General features: G+C 59.4%; 14 protein-coding genes. 8 read left to right on the plus strand and 6 right to left on the minus strand.

Translation table 11 applies throughout. The annotated features are described in order from the left end of the window. Positions 1 to 15: 15 nt before the first annotated feature. The 7 genes from J4D25_RS13690 to J4D25_RS13720 all read left to right on the plus strand — a co-directional run bounded on the left by J4D25_RS13690 (position 16) and on the right by J4D25_RS13720 (position 6,885). Positions 16 to 1,209, plus strand: a complete 1,194-nt coding sequence (locus J4D25_RS13690) for an SfnB family sulfur acquisition oxidoreductase (RefSeq protein ID WP_057712484.1) — start codon at positions 16 to 18, stop codon at positions 1,207 to 1,209. Next, positions 1,209 to 2,567, plus strand: coding sequence for an LLM class flavin-dependent oxidoreductase (locus J4D25_RS13695; RefSeq protein ID WP_057712485.1), 1,359 nt, complete (start codon positions 1,209 to 1,211; stop codon positions 2,565 to 2,567). The genes J4D25_RS13690 and J4D25_RS13695 overlap by 1 nt, the downstream gene beginning before the upstream one ends. Positions 2,568 to 2,696: 129 nt before the next feature. Continuing rightward, complete coding sequence (locus J4D25_RS13700; protein WP_057712486.1) at positions 2,697 to 3,506, plus strand: MetQ/NlpA family ABC transporter substrate-binding protein; 810 nt, start codon at positions 2,697 to 2,699, stop codon at positions 3,504 to 3,506. A gap of 2 nt (positions 3,507 to 3,508) precedes the next feature. Next, positions 3,509 to 4,630, plus strand: a complete 1,122-nt coding sequence (locus J4D25_RS13705; protein WP_057712487.1) for a methionine ABC transporter ATP-binding protein — start codon at positions 3,509 to 3,511, stop codon at positions 4,628 to 4,630. Beyond that, complete coding sequence (locus tag J4D25_RS13710; protein WP_057712488.1) at positions 4,620 to 5,264, plus strand: methionine ABC transporter permease; 645 nt, start codon at positions 4,620 to 4,622, stop codon at positions 5,262 to 5,264. Before J4D25_RS13705 ends, J4D25_RS13710 begins: the two co-directional genes overlap by 11 nt. Before the next feature lie 467 nt (positions 5,265 to 5,731). After that, positions 5,732 to 6,070 (plus strand): DUF6124 family protein, encoded by a 339-nt coding sequence (locus tag J4D25_RS13715; protein ID WP_057712489.1) that lies wholly within the window; start codon positions 5,732 to 5,734, stop codon positions 6,068 to 6,070. 185 nt (positions 6,071 to 6,255) lie between these two features. Then, entirely contained in the window at positions 6,256 to 6,885 is a 630-nt protein-coding gene (locus tag J4D25_RS13720) for a bifunctional 2-polyprenyl-6-hydroxyphenol methylase/3-demethylubiquinol 3-O-methyltransferase UbiG (RefSeq protein ID WP_057716531.1), read from the plus strand. 99 nt (positions 6,886 to 6,984) lie between these two features. On the opposite strand, the gene J4D25_RS13725 is transcribed toward J4D25_RS13720, so the two are convergent. Genes J4D25_RS13725 through J4D25_RS13735 form a run of 3 tightly spaced genes read right to left on the minus strand, consistent with a single transcriptional unit; the run spans position 6,985 to position 12,196 of the window. Beyond that, a complete protein-coding gene (locus J4D25_RS13725; RefSeq protein WP_057712490.1) occupies positions 6,985 to 10,035 on the minus strand; it encodes an efflux RND transporter permease subunit in 3,051 nt (1,016 codons plus the stop codon). Further along, positions 10,032 to 11,096: an efflux RND transporter periplasmic adaptor subunit gene (locus J4D25_RS13730; RefSeq protein ID WP_057712491.1), complete on the minus strand. Its 1,065-nt coding sequence runs from the start codon at positions 11,094 to 11,096 to the stop codon at positions 10,032 to 10,034. Before J4D25_RS13730 ends, J4D25_RS13725 begins: the two co-directional genes overlap by 4 nt. Beyond that, positions 11,093 to 12,196: an efflux RND transporter periplasmic adaptor subunit gene (locus J4D25_RS13735; RefSeq protein WP_057712492.1), complete on the minus strand. Its 1,104-nt coding sequence runs from the start codon at positions 12,194 to 12,196 to the stop codon at positions 11,093 to 11,095. Before J4D25_RS13735 ends, J4D25_RS13730 begins: the two co-directional genes overlap by 4 nt. A gap of 177 nt (positions 12,197 to 12,373) precedes the next feature. On the opposite strand from J4D25_RS13735, the gene J4D25_RS13740 reads away from it, so the two are divergent. Then, on the plus strand, positions 12,374 to 13,570 hold the full coding sequence (locus J4D25_RS13740) for an AAA family ATPase (RefSeq protein ID WP_057712493.1): 1,197 nt from the start codon (positions 12,374 to 12,376) through the stop codon (positions 13,568 to 13,570). A gap of 26 nt (positions 13,571 to 13,596) precedes the next feature. Here the strand turns inward: J4D25_RS13740 and J4D25_RS13745 are convergent, their stop codons facing one another. The 3 genes from J4D25_RS13745 to J4D25_RS13755 form a co-directional block, all read right to left on the minus strand. Then, positions 13,597 to 14,733, minus strand: coding sequence for an RHS repeat-associated core domain-containing protein (locus J4D25_RS13745; protein WP_079246685.1), 1,137 nt, complete (start codon positions 14,731 to 14,733; stop codon positions 13,597 to 13,599). A gap of 530 nt (positions 14,734 to 15,263) precedes the next feature. Then, a complete protein-coding gene (locus tag J4D25_RS13750) occupies positions 15,264 to 16,046 on the minus strand; it encodes a MetQ/NlpA family ABC transporter substrate-binding protein (protein ID WP_007972924.1) in 783 nt (260 codons plus the stop codon). A gap of 178 nt (positions 16,047 to 16,224) precedes the next feature. Next, positions 16,225 to 20,919, minus strand: coding sequence for an RHS repeat domain-containing protein (locus J4D25_RS13755; protein WP_198530226.1), 4,695 nt, complete (start codon positions 20,917 to 20,919; stop codon positions 16,225 to 16,227). Between the last annotated feature and the right edge of the window lie 27 nt (positions 20,920 to 20,946).

The raw sequence follows: 20,946 nt of genomic DNA on the forward strand, positions 1-20,946 counted from the left end.
CATCTGGAGAAACATATGACAAGTTCTCACCACGTCGCGGTCATCGCCAGCGATGAACAAGCTCTGATCGTCGCCAGCGACCTCGCCGAAGACTTCAAACGCGACAGCGCCACACGCGACCGCGAGCGCCGCTTGCCACACCCGGAACTGGAAGTGTTTTCCCGATCGGGCCTGTGGGGCATCAGCGTGCCAAAAGAGTATGGCGGCGCCGGCGTTTCCAACGTCACCCTGGCCAAGGTCATCGCCTTGATCGCCCGGGCCGACGGCTCCCTGGGGCAGATCCCGCAAAACCATTTCTATGCCCTCGAAGTATTGCGGGTGAACGGCAGCCACGAGCAGAAGCAACGCCTGTACGCCGAAGTTTTGGCCGGTCAACGCTTCGGCAATGCGTTGGCCGAACTCGGCACTAAAACCGCACACGATCGCGTCACGAGCCTGACTCGCGACGCCAGCGGCTATCGCATCAATGGTCGCAAGTTCTACGCCACGGGCGCGATCTACGCCCAGCGCATTCCCACCTCGGTGGTGGATGAAAACGGCGTGCAGCAACTGGCGTTCGTCCCACGCAACAGCAAGGGCCTGAGCGTGATCGACGACTGGAGCGGCTTTGGCCAACGCACCACCGGCAGCGGTTCGGTGGTGTTCGAAGATGTCTACGTCGCAGCCGAAGATGTGATCCCCTTTCAAAGCGCTTTCGAGCGCCCGACTCCGGTCGGCCCGCTGGCGCAGATTCTCCATGCCGCCATCGACACCGGCATCGCCCGCGCCGCGTATGAAGATGCGCTGCATTTCGTGCGCACGAAAACCCGGCCCTGGATCGACGCCACCCACGAAAAAGCCACGGACGATCCGCTGACCCTCAAGAGCTTCGGCCACCTGAGCATTCGCCTGCACGCCGCCGAGGCGCTGCTGGAACGTGCCGGTGAATTCCTCGACAAGGCCCAGGCCGACACGCAGGCCGAGACCGTCGCGGCCGCCTCGATTGCCGTCGCCGAAGCACGCGCCCTCAGCACCGAAATCTCCCTGGCCGCCGGCAGCACACTGTTCGAACTGGCCGGCAGCCAGGCGACCCTGATTGAGCACAGCCTGGATCGCCACTGGCGCAACGCCCGGGTGCACACCCTGCACGACCCGGTGCGCTGGAAGTACCACGCTGTCGGCAATTACTACCTCAACGATGAAAACCCGCCACTGCGGGGGACCATTTGATGACCGCCGCGAAAAAGAAGATCCTGCTCAACGCGTTCAACATGAACTGCATCGGGCACATCAACCACGGTTTGTGGACGCACCCACGCGATACATCAACCCGCTACAACACCCTCGAGTACTGGACCGAACTGGCGCAACTGCTGGAGCGCGGGCTGTTCGACGGCCTGTTCATCGCCGACATCGTCGGGGTCTACGACGTTTACCAGAGCTCGGTGGACGTGCCGTTGAAAGAGTCGATCCAGTTGCCGGTCAACGATCCGCTGCTGCTGGTCTCGGCCATGGCGGCGGTGACGAAAAACCTCGGTTTCGGCCTGACCGCCAACCTCACCTACGAAGCGCCGTATCTGTTCGCCCGCCGCCTGTCGACCCTGGATCACCTGAGCCGTGGGCGGGTCGGCTGGAACATCGTCACCGGCTATCTCGACAGCGCCGCCAAGGCCATGGGCCTGAGCGAACAGGTCGAGCATGACCGTCGTTATGACCAGGCCGATGAGTACCTGGAGGTGCTTTACAAACTCTTGGAAGGCAGTTGGGAAAACGGCGCGGTGCTCAACGATCCACGGCAACGGATCTACGCGCAGCCGGACAAAGTGCACAAGGTCGAGCACAAGGGCGAGTTCTATCAGGTCGAGGGTTATCACCTGTGTGAACCCTCGCCCCAGCGCACGCCGGTGCTGTTCCAGGCCGGCAGCTCGGATCGCGGTTTGCTGTTCGCCGGGCGACATGCCGAGTGCGTGTTCATCAGTGGCCAGACCAAGGCATCGACCAAGGCGCAGGTGGACAAGGTGCGCGCCAGCGCCGTCGAAGCCGGGCGCAATCCCGAGGACATCAAGGTGTTCATGGGCCTGAATGTGATCGTCGGCGCCACCGAGGAGCTGGCCTGGGCCAAGCACGCCGAGTACCTGAGCTACGCCAGTGCGGAGGCCGGCGTGGCGCACTTCTCGGCATCCACCGGGATCGATTTTTCTCAGTACGAAATCGACGAGCCAATCCAGTACGTGAAAAGCAACGCCATCCAGTCTGCCACCAAGCATCTGCAAAACAACGACTGGACCCGACGCAAATTACTCGAACAACACGCCCTCGGCGGTCGCTACATCACCGTGGTCGGTTCACCGCAGCAAGTGGCGGATGAACTGGAATCGTGGATCGCCGAGACCGGGCTGGATGGCTTCAACCTGACCCGCATCGTCACGCCGGAAAGCTATGAGGACTTCATCGAGCTGGTGATCCCCGAGTTGCAACGGCGGGGCTCTTACAAGACCGCGTACGACGACGGGACCTTGCGCGAAAAGCTGTTTCAGCGGGAGGCGCATCTGCCTGAGCAACATACCGGCTCGACTTACCGACGCTAAAAGCATCGCGAGCAAGCTCGCTCCCACAGGGATTGTGTGAACACCCGAGATCCACTGTGGGAGCGAGCTTGCTCGCGATGAGGCCCGAACAGACACCACAAACTTAATGCACTGACTGGATAATTCATCATGAAAAAGAACTACCTCTCCCACCCAGTCAAAGCACTGGCCCTGGCCCTCGGCCTGTTCAGCTCGGTGACCTTCGCCGCCGACGCCCCGCTGAAAATCGGCACTACCGCCGCCTTCGCCATCCCCCTGGAAGCAGCGGTCGAAGAAGCCGGCAAACAAGGCCTGAAGGTCGAACTGGTGGAGTTCACCGACTGGATCGCGCCGAACGTCAGCCTCGCCGCTGGCGACATCGACGTGAACTACTTCCAGCACATCCCGTTCCTGGAAAATGCCAAGGCCGCTTCGGGTTTCGACCTGGTGCCCTTCGCGCCGGGGATCATCAACAACGTCGGCCTCTACTCGAAGAAATACAAAAGCTTCGACGAACTGCCCCAAGGCGCCAGCGTGGCCATCGCCAACGATCCGATCAACAGCGGTCGTGGCTTGCAGCTGCTGGCCAAGGCCGGGCTGATCACCCTCAAGCCCGGCGTCGGCTACAAGGCCACCGAAGAAGACATCATCGCCAACCCGAAGCACATCAAGATCCTCCAGGTCGAAGCCGTGCAACTGGTACGTGCCTATGACGATGCCGATCTGGTGCAGGGCTACCCGGCCTACATTCGCTTGTCGAAAACCTTCGACGCGGGCTCCGCGCTGCTGTTCGATGGCCTCGATCACAAGGAATACGTGATTCAGTTCGTGATCCAGCCCAAGAGCAAAACCGACCCGCGCCTGATCAAGTTCGTCGACATCTACCAGCACTCACCGGCTGTGCGCGCCGCACTGGATAAAGCCCACGGCAAGCTCTATCAAGCCGGCTGGGAAAGCTGAGCATGACCGCCGCCATCCAACGGCGACTGGAGATTCCAGAGCCGCAAAGCGCAGAGCGCACTGAGCTGCATCCAGAACTCAACCATGCCCACGTACGCTTCATCGGCCTGGGTAAAACCTACAACGGCCAGCAAGGACCGGTGGCCGCGTTGCACGGCATCGACCTGGCGATCCAGCGCGGCGAAGTGTTCGGCATCATCGGCCGCAGCGGCGCCGGCAAGTCGTCGCTGATCCGCACCATCAATCGCCTGGAACAGCCGAGCAGCGGTCGGGTGCTGATCGATCAAGTGGACATCGGCGAGTTCGATGAAGACCGACTGGTGGCGCTGCGACGGCGCATCGGCATGATCTTCCAGCACTTCAATCTGATGTCGGCCAAGACCGTTTGGCAGAACGTCGAACTGCCTTTGAAAGTCGCTGGTGTGCCCAAGGAACAACGCGAGCGCAAAGTCCGTGAACTGCTGGAACTGGTCGGCTTGCAGGCCAAACACAAGGCTTACCCGGCGCAGTTGTCCGGCGGGCAGAAACAGCGCGTGGGCATTGCCCGGGCGCTGGTGCATGACCCGCAAATCCTGCTGTGTGACGAAGCCACCTCGGCACTGGACCCGGAGACTACGCAGTCGATTCTCGGCCTGCTGCGCGAGATCAATCAACGCCTGGGCCTGACCATTGTGCTGATCACCCACGAGATGGCGGTGATCCGTGAAATCTGTGATCGGGTGGTGGTGCTGGAGCACGGGAGAATCGTCGAGCAAGGCCCGGTCTGGGAAGTGTTCGGCAATCCACAACATGAGGTCAGCAAGACATTGCTGGCGCCGTTGCAACACGCATTGCCGCAAGAACTGCAAAGCCGTCTGTTGGCGCAATCGAGTGCCTGCGACGCCGCTGTGGTTCTGCGCTTGCAGTTCACCGGCAGCCAACGCGACGAACCGGATCTGGCGGCACTGTTCAGCGCCCTCGGAGGCCGCGTGCGATTGTTGCAAGGCGGCGTGGAACGGATTCAGGGCCATGCGCTTGGGCAACTGCTGCTGGCGGTGACCGGCTCGTCCCTCGATGCCGAGGAGTTGTGTCAGCGCGCCTCTCATTGGGCGCAACAGGTGGAGGTACTGGGTTATGTGGTTTGATCGCCTGCTGCAGGGCTTTATCGACACCTTCCTGATGGTCGGCGTGTCGTCATTGATCGCGCTGTTGGCGGGCATTCCGCTGGCAGTGATCCTGGTCACCAGTTCCAAGGGCGGCATCTACGAAGCGCCAGCGCTGAACCGCGCTTTGGGCGCATTCGTGAACTTGTTCCGCTCGGTGCCTTTCCTGATCCTGATGGTCGCTTTGATTCCGTTCACCCGGCTCATCGTCGGCACCACTTACGGCGTGTGGGCCGCGGTGGTGCCGTTGACCATCGCCGCTACGCCTTTCTTTGCGCGCATTGCCGAAGTCAGCTTGCGCGAGGTCGACCACGGCTTGGTCGAAGCGGCGCAAGCCATGGGCTGCCGGCGCTGGCACATCGTCTGGCATGTGTTGTTGCCGGAAGCGCTGCCGGGGATTGTTGGCGGGTTCACCATCACCCTGGTGACGATGATCAACTCCTCGGCCATGGCCGGGGCGATTGGCGCCGGTGGACTGGGGGACATTGCCTATCGGTATGGGTATCAGCGGTTTGATAGCCAGATCATGTTGACGGTGATTGTGTTGCTGGTGGCGTTGGTGGCGGTGATTCAGCTCGGTGGGGATCGGTTGGCGCGGGGCCTCAACAAGCGGTAGCCCTGTAGGAGCGAGCCTGCTCGCGATGGAGGTCAACGATAACGCGGGAAACCAGATTCCCCGTGGCGCCCTCAGGTTTTTCGCGAGCAAGCTCGCTCCTACACGAGTGGCGATCCTGGCGATATTTCGTACAAAGAAATCAGCGTTTCCGAAGGCCCGTTCTCTTTCCTTTGCAGGACATTTCCTAGATCATTTCGCTCGCTTGCGCCTGCCAAATCCGGTGGCTAGTCTCGGTCCGTCACTGCTCATCAGTGATCGGGTTTAGTAGCCCGGAACAATAGGCGCATAGCGATTCCATGCTCATGTCCGGCGACTTTGCCGCATGCAGAATATGGTGGCTGTGCGTGGGGCATCTTCGGGTGCACCGGTTTTCCTATTGACCGGCCTACTAACCTGCGTACAGCCGCCACCCAATCGTTTAGTAGGCGATAAGTGATGGCTCCCATGCAGCAATAGGAGTGACACTCATGGAAAAATCCGTACCCGATCCACCTCCGGAAACATCCACCGACGAAACCAGGGATCGATCAGCGCTCTACCGTGCGATTGATTTTTACCTGACCGGCGATCAACCCACCCGCCCCGATGAACTGCGCTTCTACAACGTCAGCAAAGACGTGAGCTTCGAAGACACCCAGCTCTATGTTGCCGATCTGCTGCGTTGCGCTTCAGTCACGGCGTATCAGTGTGGCGATCAACTCAAGGGCGCCGACCGTGCGATGGTGTACTCGATCTGGCATTTGCTGGAGATTGCCAAGGCAATGGTTGATCACTCCATTAAATGTTTGGGGATGAAAAAGGGCTGAACCATCTGTTGTCAGTACCAACGCCATCGCGAGCAAGCTCGCTCCCACAGTTGATCCTCAGTGCAGGCCAAATTTGTGCACGGCGCGAATCATTGTGGGAGCGAGCTTGCTCGCGATGGGCTGCGAAGCAGCCCCCGGCATGATGGCGTATATTCGACCCATCCCACTTGCCCGCGCAGCCGACCATGAAGCAAACACCCGACGACCTCGAACAGATCACCGCCACCACCCTGGGCCATTACAACGCAGTGGCCGAAGACTTCCGTGAAGGCACCCGCGATCACGACGTCAGCCAGAACATCGATGCCCTGCTGCGGCACATTCAGGGCGAGGCGCCTTTCGACATTCTCGATTTCGGCTGCGGGCCGGGTCGGGATTTGCAAACCTTCACCCGTATGGGCCACAAGGCTGTCGGCCTCGACGGTTCGGAAAAACTCGCGCAGATGGCCCGTGAGGACAGTGGTTGCGAGGTCTGGCAGCAGGACTTTTTGAAGCTTGATCTGCCGGCCGAGCGTTTCGACGGGATCTTTGCCAACGCGGTGCTGTTTCATGTTCCGCGTCAGGAGTTGCCACGGGTGTTGAAGCAGTTGTGGGGAGCGCTGAAACCGGGTGGGGTGTTGTTCAGTTCCAATCCCCGTGGCGAGAATCAGGAAGGCTGGAACGGGCCGCGTTATGGGTCGTATCACGACCTGGCGGCCTGGCAGCATTTGTTGATCGAGGCGGGGTTTGTGGAGCTGGAGCATTACTACCGGCCGACAGGGCTGCCGCGGGAGCAACAGCCTTGGTTGGCGAGTGTCTGGCGTAAAGCTGTGTAGCCCATTCGGACGCCATCGCGAGCAAGCTCGCTCCCACAGTGGATTGCGGTCAACCTGTGGGAGCGAGCTTGCTCGCGATGAGCGCGAAGCGCTCGCTTTTTAAACAGCGTCTTTCTTCGGCTCGCGAATCTTGTACCAGGCCACATACAGCGCCGGCAAAAACAGCAGCGTCAGCAAGGTGGCGATGACGATCCCGCCGATCATCGCGTAGGCCATCGGCCCCCAGAACACTTCCCGGGCAATCGGGATCATCCCCATGCTCGCCGCCGCTGCGGTCAGCAGGATCGGACGGCGCCGATGTTCGGTGGCCTGCACCACTGCATCCCACGGCGCATAGCCCTTCAGTTCGTATTCCTCGATCTGGGTCACCAGGATCACCGAGTTGCGAATGATGATACCGATCAGCGCCAGAATCCCGAGGATCGCCACGAAGCCCATGGGCGTGCCTGTCGGCACCAGCGCGATCACCACGCCGATCAGCCCCAGCGGCGCAACGCTGGCCACCAGGAACAGCTTCTGCACGCTGTGCAGCTGGATCATCAGGAAGGTCGCCATCAAGAACAGCATCAGCGGCACAACCTTGGCAATCGGTCCCTGGGCCTTGCCGCTTTCCTCCACCGTACCACCGGTGGCGACCTTGTAGCCCGCCGGCAATTTGGCAGCGAAATCGTCGATGGACGGCTTGAGGATTTTCACCAGGTCCGTCGGCTGGATCTCGTCGCGTATCGCCGCCTTGATGGTGATGGTCGGCAGGCGATCGCGACGCCACACCAGCGGCTGCTCCAGTTCGTAGCGCACCGTGGCGAACGCCAGCAGCGGTATCGACGTGCCGCTTGGCGTGACGATTTGCAGGTTCTGCAGGGTTTCCGGCGTACCGCGTTCGGAATCCACCGCGCGACCGACCACGTTGATCAGGTAAATGTCGTCATCGACCTGGGTCACCGACTGGCCGCTGACGATGCCGTTCATCAGGTTGGCCACATCCTCCGAAGACAACCCCAACTGCCGCGCCTTGTCCTGGGCGATGTCGATCCGCAGCACTTTGCCCGGTTCGTTCCAGTCGTAGATGATCTCGCCAATGTGCGGGTTCTTGTCCAGCTCAGTGGCCAGGTCGATGGCATGTCGGCGCACCTGGTCGACGTCCTTGCCGCTGACCCGGTACTGGATCGGACGCCCTACCGGCGGGCCCATTTCCAGTGCCTGGACATAACTGCCGATGCCGACGAAGTCGTTGCGCAAGCGCTCGCGAAGCTTCTGCATCATGGCTTCACGGGTATGGCCTTTGCTGACGATCACCAACTGCGCGTAGAACGGGTTTTGCAGTTGCTGGTCCAGTGGCAGATAGAAGCGGATGGCACCCTGGCCGACGTAGGTGCTCCAGCGCACGATGTCCGGATCGTCCTTGAGCGTGGCTTCAAGGCGATCGACGGCCCGGCGGGTTTCGTCGATCGAGGCGTTTTGCGGCAGGTTCAGGTCCACCAGGATTTCCGGCCGATCCGAAGACGGGAAGAACTGGTTCTGCACGTAGCGCATGCTGAACACCGCCAGTACAAAGCACAGTACGGTGATGCCAATGGCCCACCAGCGATTGCGCATGCACCACAGCAGCCCGCCGTTGAACGCCTTGCCGATACGCCCGGGTTCGCCTTCATGGGGTTTCACGTTGGTACTGAGAATGTGCACGCCGATCACCGGCGCAAACAATACCGCCACCACCCACGACACCAGCATCGCGCAGGCAATCACCGCAAACAGGGTGTAGGTGTATTCACCGGCCGAGCTGGCGTTCAAGCCGATCGGCACGAAGCCCGCCACCGTCACCAGCGTACCGGTGAGCATCGGGAACGCCGTGGAGGTGTAGGCGAAGGTCGCCGCCTGCTCCTTGGTCTCACCCAACTCCAGACGCGTAACCATCATTTCCACGGTGATCATCGCATCGTCCACCAGCAGGCCGAGGGCGATGATCAGTGCACCGAGGGAAATCCGCTGCATGGTGATGCCGCTGTATTCCATGAACACGAACACCATCGCCAGCACCAACGGGATCGAGCAAGCCACCACCAGCCCGGCACGCACGCCAAGGCTGACGAAGCTGACCAACAGTACGATCACCACGGCCTCGAACAACGCGCTGGTAAAGCCGCCAACGGCCTCCTCCACCACCACGGCCTGGTCGGAGACGTTGTCAATGCCGACACCGACCGGCAGGTCGGCGGTCAACTGGTCAATACGGGTGTGCAGGGCCTTGCCGAACGCCTGGACGTTGCCACCCTTCTGCATGGCAATCGCCAGGCCGATGGCCGGTTTGCCGTTGAAGCGGAATTCCGGCGAGGCCGGATCGACGTAGCCGCGGCTGATTTCGGCAATATCGGCCAGACGATAGAAGCGGTCATTGAGCTTGAGGTTGACCTCGGCCAGGTCTTTCTCCGAAGCGAACTGCCCCGAAGTGCGCACCGAAATCCGCTCCGGCCCGGCCTCGATGACACCCGCCGGGGTCACGGAGTTCTGGGTTTGCAGGCTCTGCACCACCTGACGCTGATCGATGCCCAGCGCAGCGAGTTTGCGTGTGGAGAAGTTCAGGTACAGCACTTCGTCCTGCTGGCCGACCATTTCGATCTTGCCCAGCCCCGGCACGCCGCGAATTTCCATGCGGGCCTGTTCCACGTAGTCGCGCAACTGACGCATGGTCAGGCCGTCGGCGGTGAAGGCGTAGATCGACCCGAAGACGTCACCGAACTCGTCGTTGAACGACGGCCCCTGTATGCCTTGCGGGAATTGGTATTTGATGTCGTTGATCTTCTTGCGCACCTGGTACCAGATTTCCGGGATGTCCTTGGCACTGGTGGTGTCGCGCAGGTTCACGTACACCGTCGATTCGCCGGGGCGCGTGTAGCTTTTCACATAGTCGAGGGAGTCGAGCTCCTCGAGCTTCTTCTCGATCCGGTCAGTGATCTGTTCGAGGGTTTCCTCCTGGGTCGCCCCCGGCCATTTGCTCTGGATCACCATGGTCTTGATGGTGAACGAAGGGTCTTCTTCGCGCCCCAGGTTGAAATACGAGAACACACCCATCAACAACGCGACGAACATCAGATACCAGATGAACGACTGATGCTTGAGGGCCCATTCCGAGAGGTTGAAAGGCCCTTTCATTGACTGTCCTCGTCGATTTTCACTTGTTGCCCCGGCTTGAGGCTGTTCACACCGGCACTGACCACCCGCTCGCCGTTCTTCACGCCGCCAGCCAGCACCACGGTGCTGTCGGTACGGCTGATCACGGTGATGTCACGGGGGGAGACGGTTTTACTCTGTGCATCAATCACCCAGATGCGTGGCTTGCCATCGACCTCCTGCAGCGCGGTGACAGGCAACTCGATACGCGGCTTGATCGCCGAGCTCAGGGTGACGCTGATGGCTGTGCCGAGGCGAAAGCCATCTGGTGTTTCAGCCAGGCTCAGGCGGGCGCGACGGGTGCGTGTGGCGCTTTGAGCCTGAGGTTCGATTTCACGGATGATGGCGGTGGTGTTGATGCTCGGATCCAGCTGCGCAGCGACCAGAAACACCACATCGCTGGGCAGTTGATCGACCAGGGTATCGGGCAGGTCGATCACCGCTTCCTTGATGTCCGGTTGCGCCAGAGTCACCACTTGCTGACCGGCCGTTACCACTTGCCCGGCCTCGGCGCTCCATTGGGTGACCACGGCTTTATGGTCGGCGCGCAGCTCGGTGTAGCCCAGTTGGTCCTTGCTCTGGTTGACGGCCGCCCGGGCCTGATCGAGGGAGGCCTGGGTGGTTTTGAGGTCCGTGTTGGCCTCGTCGAGTTGCGCTTGCGCGCCGACCCCACGATCAAACAGGGCTTGCTGGCGCAGGGCACTGGCCTTGGCATTGATCAGTTGCGCCTGAATTTTCGACAGGTCGCCCTGGGCCGAACGCAATTGGTTCTGCTGGTCGGAAGGGTCGAGGGTGGCGAGCAGCGTACCCTTCTCCACCTCGGCGCCGACATCGACGTTACGGCTGGCGATTCGCCCGTCCACGCGGAAGCCGGTATTGCTTTCATAGCGCGCCTGGATGCTGCCGGCGAAGCGGCCCAGGTCCTCTTCGCTCAAGGTCTGGACCTTGATCGACAACACCGGCCGTACCGGCGCCGGCGGCGGTTCGTTTTTGGAACAGGCGCTCAGCACCAGCCCGATGGACAACGCCCATAAAGGCTTCATGGCTTGGCTCCCCACGTCAGATCCTTGTAAGTGTTTTCGGCAATTTCGACTTCCATGTCCGGGTGCAAGAGTTGTCCGCCGGCGATGATGACTTTGTCCCCGTCCTTCAACCCGCCGCTGATGATGACCTTGCCGGTCAGGTAGCGGCCGACCGTGACTGAATGCAATTGGGCCTTGCCCTTGTCGTCGACAATCCAGACAGCGGGGGCACTGATGTTTTTGGTCAGCGCCGACCACGGCAACTCGATGACCGACTTGCCCGATCCGCTGGCCGTGGCACTCACCACCGAACCCAACTGCATGCCGTCGGGCAGTTTGTCGAGGCCGACCTTGACCTGCACGGTTCCGGATTGCGCCGACACCGCCGGGGTGATTTCGCGTACGGTGCCAGTGGTTTTGATCGCAGGGTTATCGACCAGGCTGAGGACAATGGTGTGATCTCTCGGCTTCTCGGCCAGCAGCGATTCATAGACGTTGAACACCGCATCCCGGTCGCCGTCACGGGCCAGGCTGAAGATCGGCATCGTCGCCTGCACCACCTGGCCGACTTCCGCCTGGCGCTCGGTAATGATCCCCGGTGCATCGGCGATCAGCGCCGTATAGCTCAACTGATCCTTGGCATTGGCCAACTGCGCCTTGGCAGCGCTCAGGGCGCTCTGGCTGCTGTGCAAGGTTGCCTGGGCCGAGTCGTATTCGCTCTGGCTGGTGTAACCCTTGGGCAGCAATTTTTGCTGACGCACGAACGCCGCCGCACTTTGCGTCACCCGCGCCTGTTCGGCGACGACTTGCGCCTGGGCCGAATCGACATTGGTCTGCAAATCCTTGGGGTCGAGCCGGGCCAGCACTTGCTTGGCGGTCACTCGATCACCGACGTCGACCGAGCGCTGGATGATCTTGCCACCCACGCGGAAAGACAGCTCCGTCTGTACCCGGGCCTGGATATCACCGGTGAGGGTAACCGGGACCGCGTAATCGGCCGGCTTGACGACTTGCACGAACACCCGTGGCAGGTATTCCTGCACGGGTTTTTTCTCGTCGCAAGCCGTCAGCAGGGTGACGACACTCAAGGCCATGACTACTTTAAATCCGGGAACCACCATGCAAACTCCTTGGCCTTTTCCATGTACAACTCGACAGAGAGCTTAGAACAGGATTGGAACCTTGCACGAGCGTCTTATGAAGAAAAAGCTCACACTCTTTCAGCCGTGAAACACTTGCCATAGACGCCTGTACATGCCTGACAATGAGCCCCGGTCGATCCTCCCTCAGGAACCCAAATGCTCAAGACCCTCGCGGTGGCCAATTACCGTTCGATCAACAAACTGGTGATCCCGCTGGGACGGCTGAATCTGATCACCGGCCCCAACGGCAGCGGCAAGTCCAACCTGTACCGTGCGCTGCGCCTGCTGGCGGAAACCGCCCACGGCGGGGTGGTCAATGCCCTGGCCCGTGAAGGTGGCCTGGATTCGACCTTCTGGGCCGGCCCGGAAACCATCTCCCGGCGCATGCGCACTGGCGAAGTCGCCATCGAGCCCACCGTGCGCCAGGGCGTCAAACGCCTGCGCCTGGGGTTTGCGGGAGAGGATTTCGGCTACTCGATCAGCCTCGGCCTGCCCGATTCCAATGGCCATTTCATGCTGCCCGGACGCAGCACGCCGATACCGTCTTATTTCAGCCTCGACCCGCAGATCAAACGCGAATGCCTGTGGGCCGGAGCGTTCTATCGCCCGGCCAGTCTGCTGGTCGATCGTGATGGCCCGATGATCCGTGCCCGCGCCGATCGAAAGTGGGATGTATTGGCGCAGCACACGCCGACTTTCGACAGCCTGTTCGATCAGGTCGGCAGCCTGCGCAGTTCGCCGGAAGTGCTGGAGATGCGCGAGTTCATCCGCCGCTGGCGCTTTTACGATCACTTTCGCAGCGATGCCGACGCCCCGGCGCGGCAACCGCAACTGGGCACCCGCACGCCGGTGCTGCACCACGACGGACGCGATCTGGCGGCGGCCTTGCAGACGATCATCGAAATTGGCGACCCCGAGGCCTTGCGGGCGGCGATCAGCGACGCTTTCCCCGGTGCACGACTGAACATCGAACCTCTGCCGGGTGGGCGCTTCGCCATCGAGTTCTTTCAGGAAGGTTTGTTGCGGCCGCTGTCGGCCGCCGAGTTGTCGGACGGAACGTTGCGTTACCTGCTGCTGGTCGCAGCGCTGCTGACGCCACGGCCGCCGACATTGATGGTATTGAACGAACCGGAAACCAGCCTGCACCCGGATCTGCTGCCGGCGCTGGCGCGCTTGATCATCCGCGCTTCAGAGCAGTGCCAGGTATGGGTGGTGTCCCACGCCCGACGTTTGATTTCGGCGTTGCAGGAGGACCCGGAGTGCAATTGCATCGTGCTGGAGAAGAATCTCGGACAGACCGGGATTGTCGGGCAACGGATGCTGGATGAGCCGGCGTGGTATTGGCCGGAGTGAATCACCGCCACTCCGGCTCCGCTCTATCAGGAGTGACGACGGATATTTTTGGCATTCCTGAAGATGTCGAGCTGTCTGTTGAGTTGGTCATTCAAAAAATTGACTGTACGACCTGTATTGACGGGAAACTCAAAACCCTCGAAGCCCACTGGTCTTGGAGTCGGAAAGGGAGCCGATGGTTGAGGCGTACCTGGGGGCGAAGGGGTCAGAGGAGGTGCTGAAGGATCCGGGAAAACTTGTTGATCTACATCAGATACAGAAAGAGTAACCGGACGCTTGCGACTTTCCACAAAACTCTTCAAGGCAGGGACAGTCTTGGGATCACGCGCAGCCCAGTAAACAGTCGCTCTCGATACCACCGTAAGTCCCGCTAACCCTAATGCAATAAATCCGAGCGCTTTAGCTGACTCAGAATCCCCAGTAATACCCGCAACAGCACTGGCAACGCCCGTCAGAGCTGAAGCCATCGTCGCCACTCCCGCCACAGTCGAGCCTGCTGCACCGAGGGTGTATTTGTAGGCTAACCGACCTGCTGCACCCCATTGCAAAGCATCCTTGGCCAACTTGAAGGGAATGGCGGGCGACATGGTAATTCGAGCATTGGCCACGCTGAACAGGCTCGTGATCAACCTGGCAAACCGCCCCGTCGGATCACTGAAATTCACCGGGTCCCCCAGACAATACGCATACGCATTCAGTCCTCCCCGACCAAACGGGCTCAAGCTGTCCGGTCTGTTGAAGCGCATCAGCACCGGGTTGAACGCCCGATGCCCGTTACCCAGCAGATAATGGCCGGTGGCCGGATCGACCACTTCGCCGGTGAATCCGAGCAAACCACCGGGACCATTCTCGACCCGCCGATGACCGTAGGGCGCGTAGACCTGACGCACACCTCCGTCGGGGCCGGTCATCTGCATTACCGAGCGTTGCTGATCAGTGACCAGCAACAGACTATTGCGCTCGGCACCGTCCAACGATTGCACTGCCAGCAGTTGCCTGTCGTGTTGAAGCACGCTGTACGCATCCTGTCCTTTCAGTTGCGTCACCAGGTGTTCGCCGCGGTAGAACCGGGTCAATTTTTCCAGCTCCAACGGCTCCAGTTCGACCAGCCGATCCAGAGCATCATAGCGGTAGCGATTGAGGGGGCGAGTCGTTGGGCTCATGAGGGTCAACTCCCGGCGAAGGAAGCAGTTTGCACCCGCTTGAATGCGCCGGCACCTAGTAGAACTGTTAGTGCCGGGAGAAAGCTGTCGCCCGGGTTTGCCCAGGCAAGAGAGGACAGCTACTTTCCATTACGCCGTAGGAAGGATCTTTTTTTCGAAACACAGCTCCAGGGACGAACCACTTTTGGCCAGACTCCCGGCCAAAATCTCACAAGGACGAGAACATGGCAGACGTACAAACGCCGCAACGGCTGGATCCGCAGGACATGCTTAAATTATTGGTGGCGTTGCGCCGGGCATTGGAGGCCAGGCCGGCCTGAGCAATTCAGAGTCAACTGGCTCCCCTGTGGCGAGGGGGCTTGCCCCCGTTGGGCTGCGAAGCGGCCCCAAACAGATCTCCCGCGCTCCCCTGGGCGAATGCTGCGGCCCGACAAGCCCCCTCGCCACAGTTAAATCGAGCACCCATAAAAAAACGCCGACGCTAAATCAGCCGTCGGCGTTTGAAACCTTGAAGGGGTTTGCTTCGCGAATCAGAACGCAGGCAGTACCGCGCCGCTGTACTTCTTCTCGATGAAGGCTTTCACTTCCGGGCTGGTCAGGGCCTTGGCCAGTTTCTGGATGGCAACGCTGTCCTTGTTGTCCGGACGAGCCACCAGGAAGTTCACATAAGGCGAATCGGCACCTTCGATCACCAGGGCGTCTTTAGCCGGGTTCAGACCCGCTTCCAGCGCGTAGTTGGTGTTGATCATGTCCAGGTCGACCTGATCCAGCACGCGCGGCAACATCGCGGACTCGAGCTCCTTGAACTTGAAGTTGTGCGGGTTCTTGGCGATGTCTTTCGGCGTGGCCAGGGCGTTTTTCGGGTCTTTCAACTCGATCAGGCCAGCCTTCTGCAGCAGGATCAGGGCACGGCCGCTGTTGCTGCCTTCGTTCGGGATGGCGATGGTCGCGCCGTCTTTCAGTTCAGCCAGGGTTTTGACTTTCTTCGAGTAGCCGCCGAAGGGTTCAACGTGAACACCGATCACGGTTTCCAGGTGAGTGCCTTTGCCTTCGTTGAAGCTCTTCAGGTACGGCAGGGTCTGGAAGTAGTTGGCGTCCAGACGCTTCTGATCGACCTGCACGTTCGGCTGAACGTAGTCGGTGAAGACTTTGATTTCCAGGTCCACGCCTTCTTTGGCGAGGGTTGGCTTGATCAGCTCGAGAATCTCGGCGTGTGGAACCGGGGTCGCGGCAACCACCAGTTTCTCGCCAGCCTGGGCCAGGCCCGCGGTCAGGGCAGCCGCCAGTGCGGTGAACAACAGAACCTTTTTCATGCAGTGTCCTTATCGAAAATCACAGTCGCTTGTGGCGACGGCTTGAACATGAGAGTGCCAGTGAAGTGCTATCGCTGGCGTGAAGCGGACAATACCGGGATTTTTTATTCCCGAACAATAACTTTTATTCAAGTTGATATTCCATTTTGAAATAATCTAGATCTCTGCTCATCGTTGTTCAAACACCGCGCAGCTTGATGATCTGCTCGCCAATCTCATGGGTGAATGACTCCAGAGCGTCCAGCGCATCGCTTCGAAATTTCTGGGCACTGAAACCCTCAGTCAGTGATGGCCAGTAGTCTTGAAGCAATGCGTCGGCTTTGGCAGCGTACTTTTCCGAATTCGCGACCACGAATGCTGATTTGGCAGCGATACCCACCCCACTGGTGACCGTTTTTGCCGTCAACACGTTGTTTAGCCGGCTTTGTAATTTGACCGTGCTTCTCAATGCCTCATTTGCCGTGGAAACAGCGCCGTGTAGACGCCGCCCCACCGCCACCCGCGCTGCCCCTCGCTGTGCAGCCACCACGTCTGCCAGGGAGCCGACACTTTTCGTCAACGCAAAGCCAATGCCTTTACTGCCAATTTTTGCAACCGCGGTGGCCCCCAACGACACCACTCCCAGCGCCAGCGACGAGTAGGTCAATATCTGGGCGCCAAGGCTATCCGGGGCCAGTTCATCGACAACCGCGGAGGCAATTGAAACTGTCGCGGAAATGACCTCCAGGGTTAAAAAGGCCAAGGCGTTGGCCGAGATCGGCACGAGTGGTGCGGTTGCGCCCATGGTCACGACGGTGAGGGCAATCGCGGCGGCGGCCAGGGCGGCAGTCACTCCGATTTTCACCCATCCCAGGGTCGGGATATGCCCGGTGGGATCCTTGAGATTGACCGGATCCCCCAGACAATAGGCATAGGCATTGAGGCCGCCACCCTCAAAGGGGCTCCAACTGTCGGGGCTGTGAAATCGCATCAATCGGGGGTTGTAGGCCCGATACCCCCTGCCGAGCAGGTAACACCCGGTTGAAGGGTCCAGTCGCTCACCCTGAAACCCCAGCAGGGCGCCAAGTCCGCTCGATGCGGGGCGATCACCATAAGGAAGGCAGGACAAAACAGATTCGTCTTGAGATCCAAGGCGAGCAAGGGCGGTGCCCTGACCATCCGTGACAAACAAGACAACATCGTCACCTTGCTGCTCGGCCAAGTACTTGCCGTCGCCTGACAACAGACTGCGTCGATGGTTACCCGCCACTTCGCTGCACAGCGCATGTTCGCTATGGAAAAGCCTGATCAACTCTGCGGATTCGGCAGCCACCGCATGCAATTGATCTTCGCCGTCGAATTGATAGTGCGTGCGACCGCCAGCGCTGGCGACACTCTCGAGCCGACTCAGCGTGTCATACCTGAACGTGCGCCCCTGGTTATCATTGAGCAGATTACCGTTGGCATCGTATTCGAAACTCACTTGCCCGGGCTGATAGTGCGCGTGACTGTGAGTCATTGAACTCAACTGGGTTTTGTCAGGACGATCGTAGGAAAACCTGCACAGGTTCTCCTCCCCATCGAACCCCGTACGCACCGTCAACAGGTTGTCGAGGTAGTCGTAGGTGAACGCCTGAAAATCAATGCGTTTTCCCCAGGCATCGATCGGTGCCTGCGTGCCTTCACAGTCATAGCGCGTCAGACGCCCGCGGCTGTCGTAGGCGAAGGTTTCTGTACGTGACTGTGCACCGGACACCAGCGATCGTTGCTGAAGTTTGTCATCGGCCCCAAACGCTTGAATGACCTCCAGGCGAGATCCGTCGCCGAACTGCGAAATACGCTGAATCTCACGACCGAACTCATCGTGAACCAAGGTGGTCGTCAGCGAACGCTTCGAGGCGGTGTCCTCGACACTCAATGTCAGCAACTGGCCCTGGGCACCGTAGGCGTACTTCGCCAGAACCGGTCCCTGCCGTATTTCCACGGGCCGCGCCGCAGCGTCATGGATGTAAGTGGTTTCTACATCGTTGACATCGATAAAGCTGATGGGCAGCCCATTCAATGAACGGGTAGTGGCAGTGCCGAAGCGGCCTTCGCTGGAGATCCACTCCCGGGACTTTTCTTTGCCCGACCTGGAGTACTCAAACCGGCGCTGAATGGCAGGGCTGGAAGTTTCGACGAGTTGCCCGGTCAATGGATCAAATCGATGCCTGGCTGATTCAGCGTGGCCGCCCATCCGCGCGGTCACTGCCCCGTTGAGCATGGGATCAAGGGCGAACCTGAAAACATCGCCCGCCGCCGTCACTTGCTGCAAAGCTTGAGCACCACCCCCCTCATAGGTCCTGGTTTCGGTTCTGCCGCCGACGGTCGTACGAGTGACACGCAACAAACCGTCGTAAGTCCGGGTGCCCAATACGTAGTCATCGGCACTGATTTCGATTGGATGATCACCCGTGCTCAGGGGGTCATACTTTTTTTTTATCGAAGTGCCATCCGGCAGAATCGTCTCGATCAGACGCCCGTAAAGGTCATAACGGAAGCTCGTTTCGAATCCCGCCTCGTTGGTTTGCGTCAGGCAACGCCCAAGTCCGTCGTAGGTAAAAGTCGCGGTGATAGTGACCGCACCTTCGGAGTCGATGCGTTCTTCCCGGTCCGGCTTACCGAACACGTTCAATACAGAACGGGTTTTTCCAGCGCCGTCGAGCCAGCAAGTTCGAGTCAATGAAACCGGGTCAAACACATCGTTTACCGGGACACCGTCAGGACCTACCGTTCTGCATACGCGCCCCCAGCCGTCGTGGCTGTAGGTCGTGGTTGACTCGGTGGCCTTGCCCTCGGACCAGTCCTGGCTGACTTCGCTCACCAGTCGCCCAAAATTGTCGTAGTGGGCCTCATAGGTCAGACGTAATGGTCTGTCGGCTGAATCGAAATCCTGAACCTTGACCTTGGTCGTGCGCCCGACCCCGTCGAGCCAAATCTTGCTCAGCACTCCCCGTATGTTGGTGATGCCGATGGTTGCGCCGTCCTCTGACTGGCTTTCGCCGTAGAATTCAGTGATGCGTGACGCGATATCCGTTCCATCGAATGCCGCTGTCTCGCGAACGACACGGTTCAGATTGTCGTACTTCTTCAACAACTCATTGCCGCCCCCATCCCGAAGCTTGACTTCCTGTCCGATAAATCGGTCATGCCAGACATTGCGATCATGCCTTTCACTACCCACGAACAATCGTTGAAGGGTTTTTACCCAATCTCCATCAATTGAATATTTGAATTCGAGACGGCGGTGACCGTTGTGCCCGGTTTGCGAGCGACTCTTGAGGCGTCCGTAAAATGCATCGCTGGCATCATCGATGTACTCGAATCGAGTATCCACGCATGGCTTGTTGTTCCCGCCTTCAAACAACCTTTCGCTTTGAGGCAACAAAAACCGATGACCGCCTTCGCGCAAGGAGGGCAAGTCGATGTAGGAAAAACGGACAATGACTGTCGGCGCCGGGGCAAAATCAGGTGAAGGCGTGACCGATCGCTCCTTCAATGCCGTGATGAAGCCCAGTGAATTGGGGGGGCAACCCTCGGCACCTTCGGCCGGATAATAGACGTAGTCCTCCCGGGCTCCGCTCGGATTGATCTGGGTTAGCAGATTGCCGAATTCATCATAGGTCGTATGGGTAGTTTCGGTTCGGCGCGTGGCGCTCGCGGAAATATCGACATAACTGACGATAGCTGTTTTCTGCAGTTGGAAATGGGCGGGCTGACCGGAGAAGTCCAGACCGTCAACATCGTGATAAACAACCGTTTTTTGCTGAACCTTGCCGTTGGAAATGGATTTTTCCGAGATCATCAGGTGAAAGCGGTTGTAGGTTCTTTCGATGCGACTCAGTTCAACCGCATTAACACCCTCCCCCGCAACCAGGCGTTCGGTGCAGGAGTAGGTGTAAGGTCCTTTGTGCCCGTGCAGATGGTCCCCGTCCTGCACCCAACGAAGTCCCGATTGATAGCCGAGGAAATTTTTGTCGGAGTATTCATAGACACGGGTGATCGTCGGCAACCCTGTACCCGGCACCAGAACACTGCGCCGCACCGCCGGCAAGGCATTGATCGGCGCCCCGAGCGGCAACCGATGCTTCTGAGGAGCGTACTCGATACGCTCGACACTGCCGCCCGGCGCGCGGACGTCCGTCATGACCAGAAAACCATCGAGTAACTGGTAATTGAATGACCATGCAAGGTGCTCGGCAGAACCGTGATCAAGGGTTATCTGCCGAAGCCAACCATCACGAACCCGCAAAACAAATTTCAAGCGTCTTGGCGGATGATCAGGCCATACGGTAATGCTGGCGGGTTGATCTTTCGTTTCATGATTCAGGGCCACGACGCGTTGTTGCTGATCGTGAATTTCGTGCAGGACGCGACGGCCCCGTACCAACATGTATTTCAGGTTGATCGAGCGCCCTTCGTTGGAGAAGACATGTTCGGGCAACCATTCATCATAAGTTTCATCCGGCCTGACCAACCTCTCGATCAGACCGTTTTTATGGCTGACAACCAGGTTGTCGCCATCGAGCGTGACCCGAGTGTCTTGAAGCTTTTTATCCCGGACGATGAGCTGCCCTCTGCTGATGTAGACACGGTAAGAAACACCGCTTGCAAGGGTCAGCTTACGGGTCTTTCGATTGTAGGAGCTCAAGCCCAATGACCAACCGCGTCCCCAACCGAAATCCGTTGTGCGGAAACTATCGAATGAAATACTGAAGGGTATCAGCGGACCGTTGATATTGTTGGCCACCCACCCCGCGAGATTAATGCTGGTACTATAAGAGCCGGTACGGACGTCCACTCCAGACTGTATAAATTCAGAAAAATTGAACGCACTGGATTCCACTTCTGGCATAGCTGTACTCATCATCATTCCTTGACG

The organism is Pseudomonas sp. GW456-L13, from assembly GCF_017350115.1.
GTDB classification, from domain to species: Bacteria; Pseudomonadota; Gammaproteobacteria; order Pseudomonadales; family Pseudomonadaceae; genus Aquipseudomonas; species Aquipseudomonas jessenii.

Coding starts and splice junctions, on each gene's coding strand:
- J4D25_RS13690 (WP_057712484.1), top strand. CDS start 16: ATGACAAGTTCTCACCACGTCGCGGTCATCGCCAGCGATGAACAAGCT.
- J4D25_RS13695 (WP_057712485.1), top strand. CDS start 1,209: ATGACCGCCGCGAAAAAGAAGATCCTGCTCAACGCGTTCAACATGAAC.
- J4D25_RS13700 (WP_057712486.1), top strand. CDS start 2,697: ATGAAAAAGAACTACCTCTCCCACCCAGTCAAAGCACTGGCCCTGGCC.
- J4D25_RS13705 (WP_057712487.1), top strand. CDS start 3,509: ATGACCGCCGCCATCCAACGGCGACTGGAGATTCCAGAGCCGCAAAGC.
- J4D25_RS13710 (WP_057712488.1), top strand. CDS start 4,620: ATGTGGTTTGATCGCCTGCTGCAGGGCTTTATCGACACCTTCCTGATG.
- J4D25_RS13715 (WP_057712489.1), top strand. CDS start 5,732: ATGGAAAAATCCGTACCCGATCCACCTCCGGAAACATCCACCGACGAA.
- J4D25_RS13720 (WP_057716531.1), top strand. CDS start 6,256: ATGAAGCAAACACCCGACGACCTCGAACAGATCACCGCCACCACCCTG.
- J4D25_RS13725 (WP_057712490.1), bottom strand. CDS start 10,035: ATGAAAGGGCCTTTCAACCTCTCGGAATGGGCCCTCAAGCATCAGTCG.
- J4D25_RS13730 (WP_057712491.1), bottom strand. CDS start 11,096: ATGAAGCCTTTATGGGCGTTGTCCATCGGGCTGGTGCTGAGCGCCTGT.
- J4D25_RS13735 (WP_057712492.1), bottom strand. CDS start 12,196: ATGGTGGTTCCCGGATTTAAAGTAGTCATGGCCTTGAGTGTCGTCACC.
- J4D25_RS13740 (WP_057712493.1), top strand. CDS start 12,374: ATGCTCAAGACCCTCGCGGTGGCCAATTACCGTTCGATCAACAAACTG.
- J4D25_RS13745 (WP_079246685.1), bottom strand. CDS start 14,733: ATGAGCCCAACGACTCGCCCCCTCAATCGCTACCGCTATGATGCTCTG.
- J4D25_RS13750 (WP_007972924.1), bottom strand. CDS start 16,046: ATGAAAAAGGTTCTGTTGTTCACCGCACTGGCGGCTGCCCTGACCGCG.
- J4D25_RS13755 (WP_198530226.1), bottom strand. CDS start 20,919: ATGCCAGAAGTGGAATCCAGTGCGTTCAATTTTTCTGAATTTATACAG.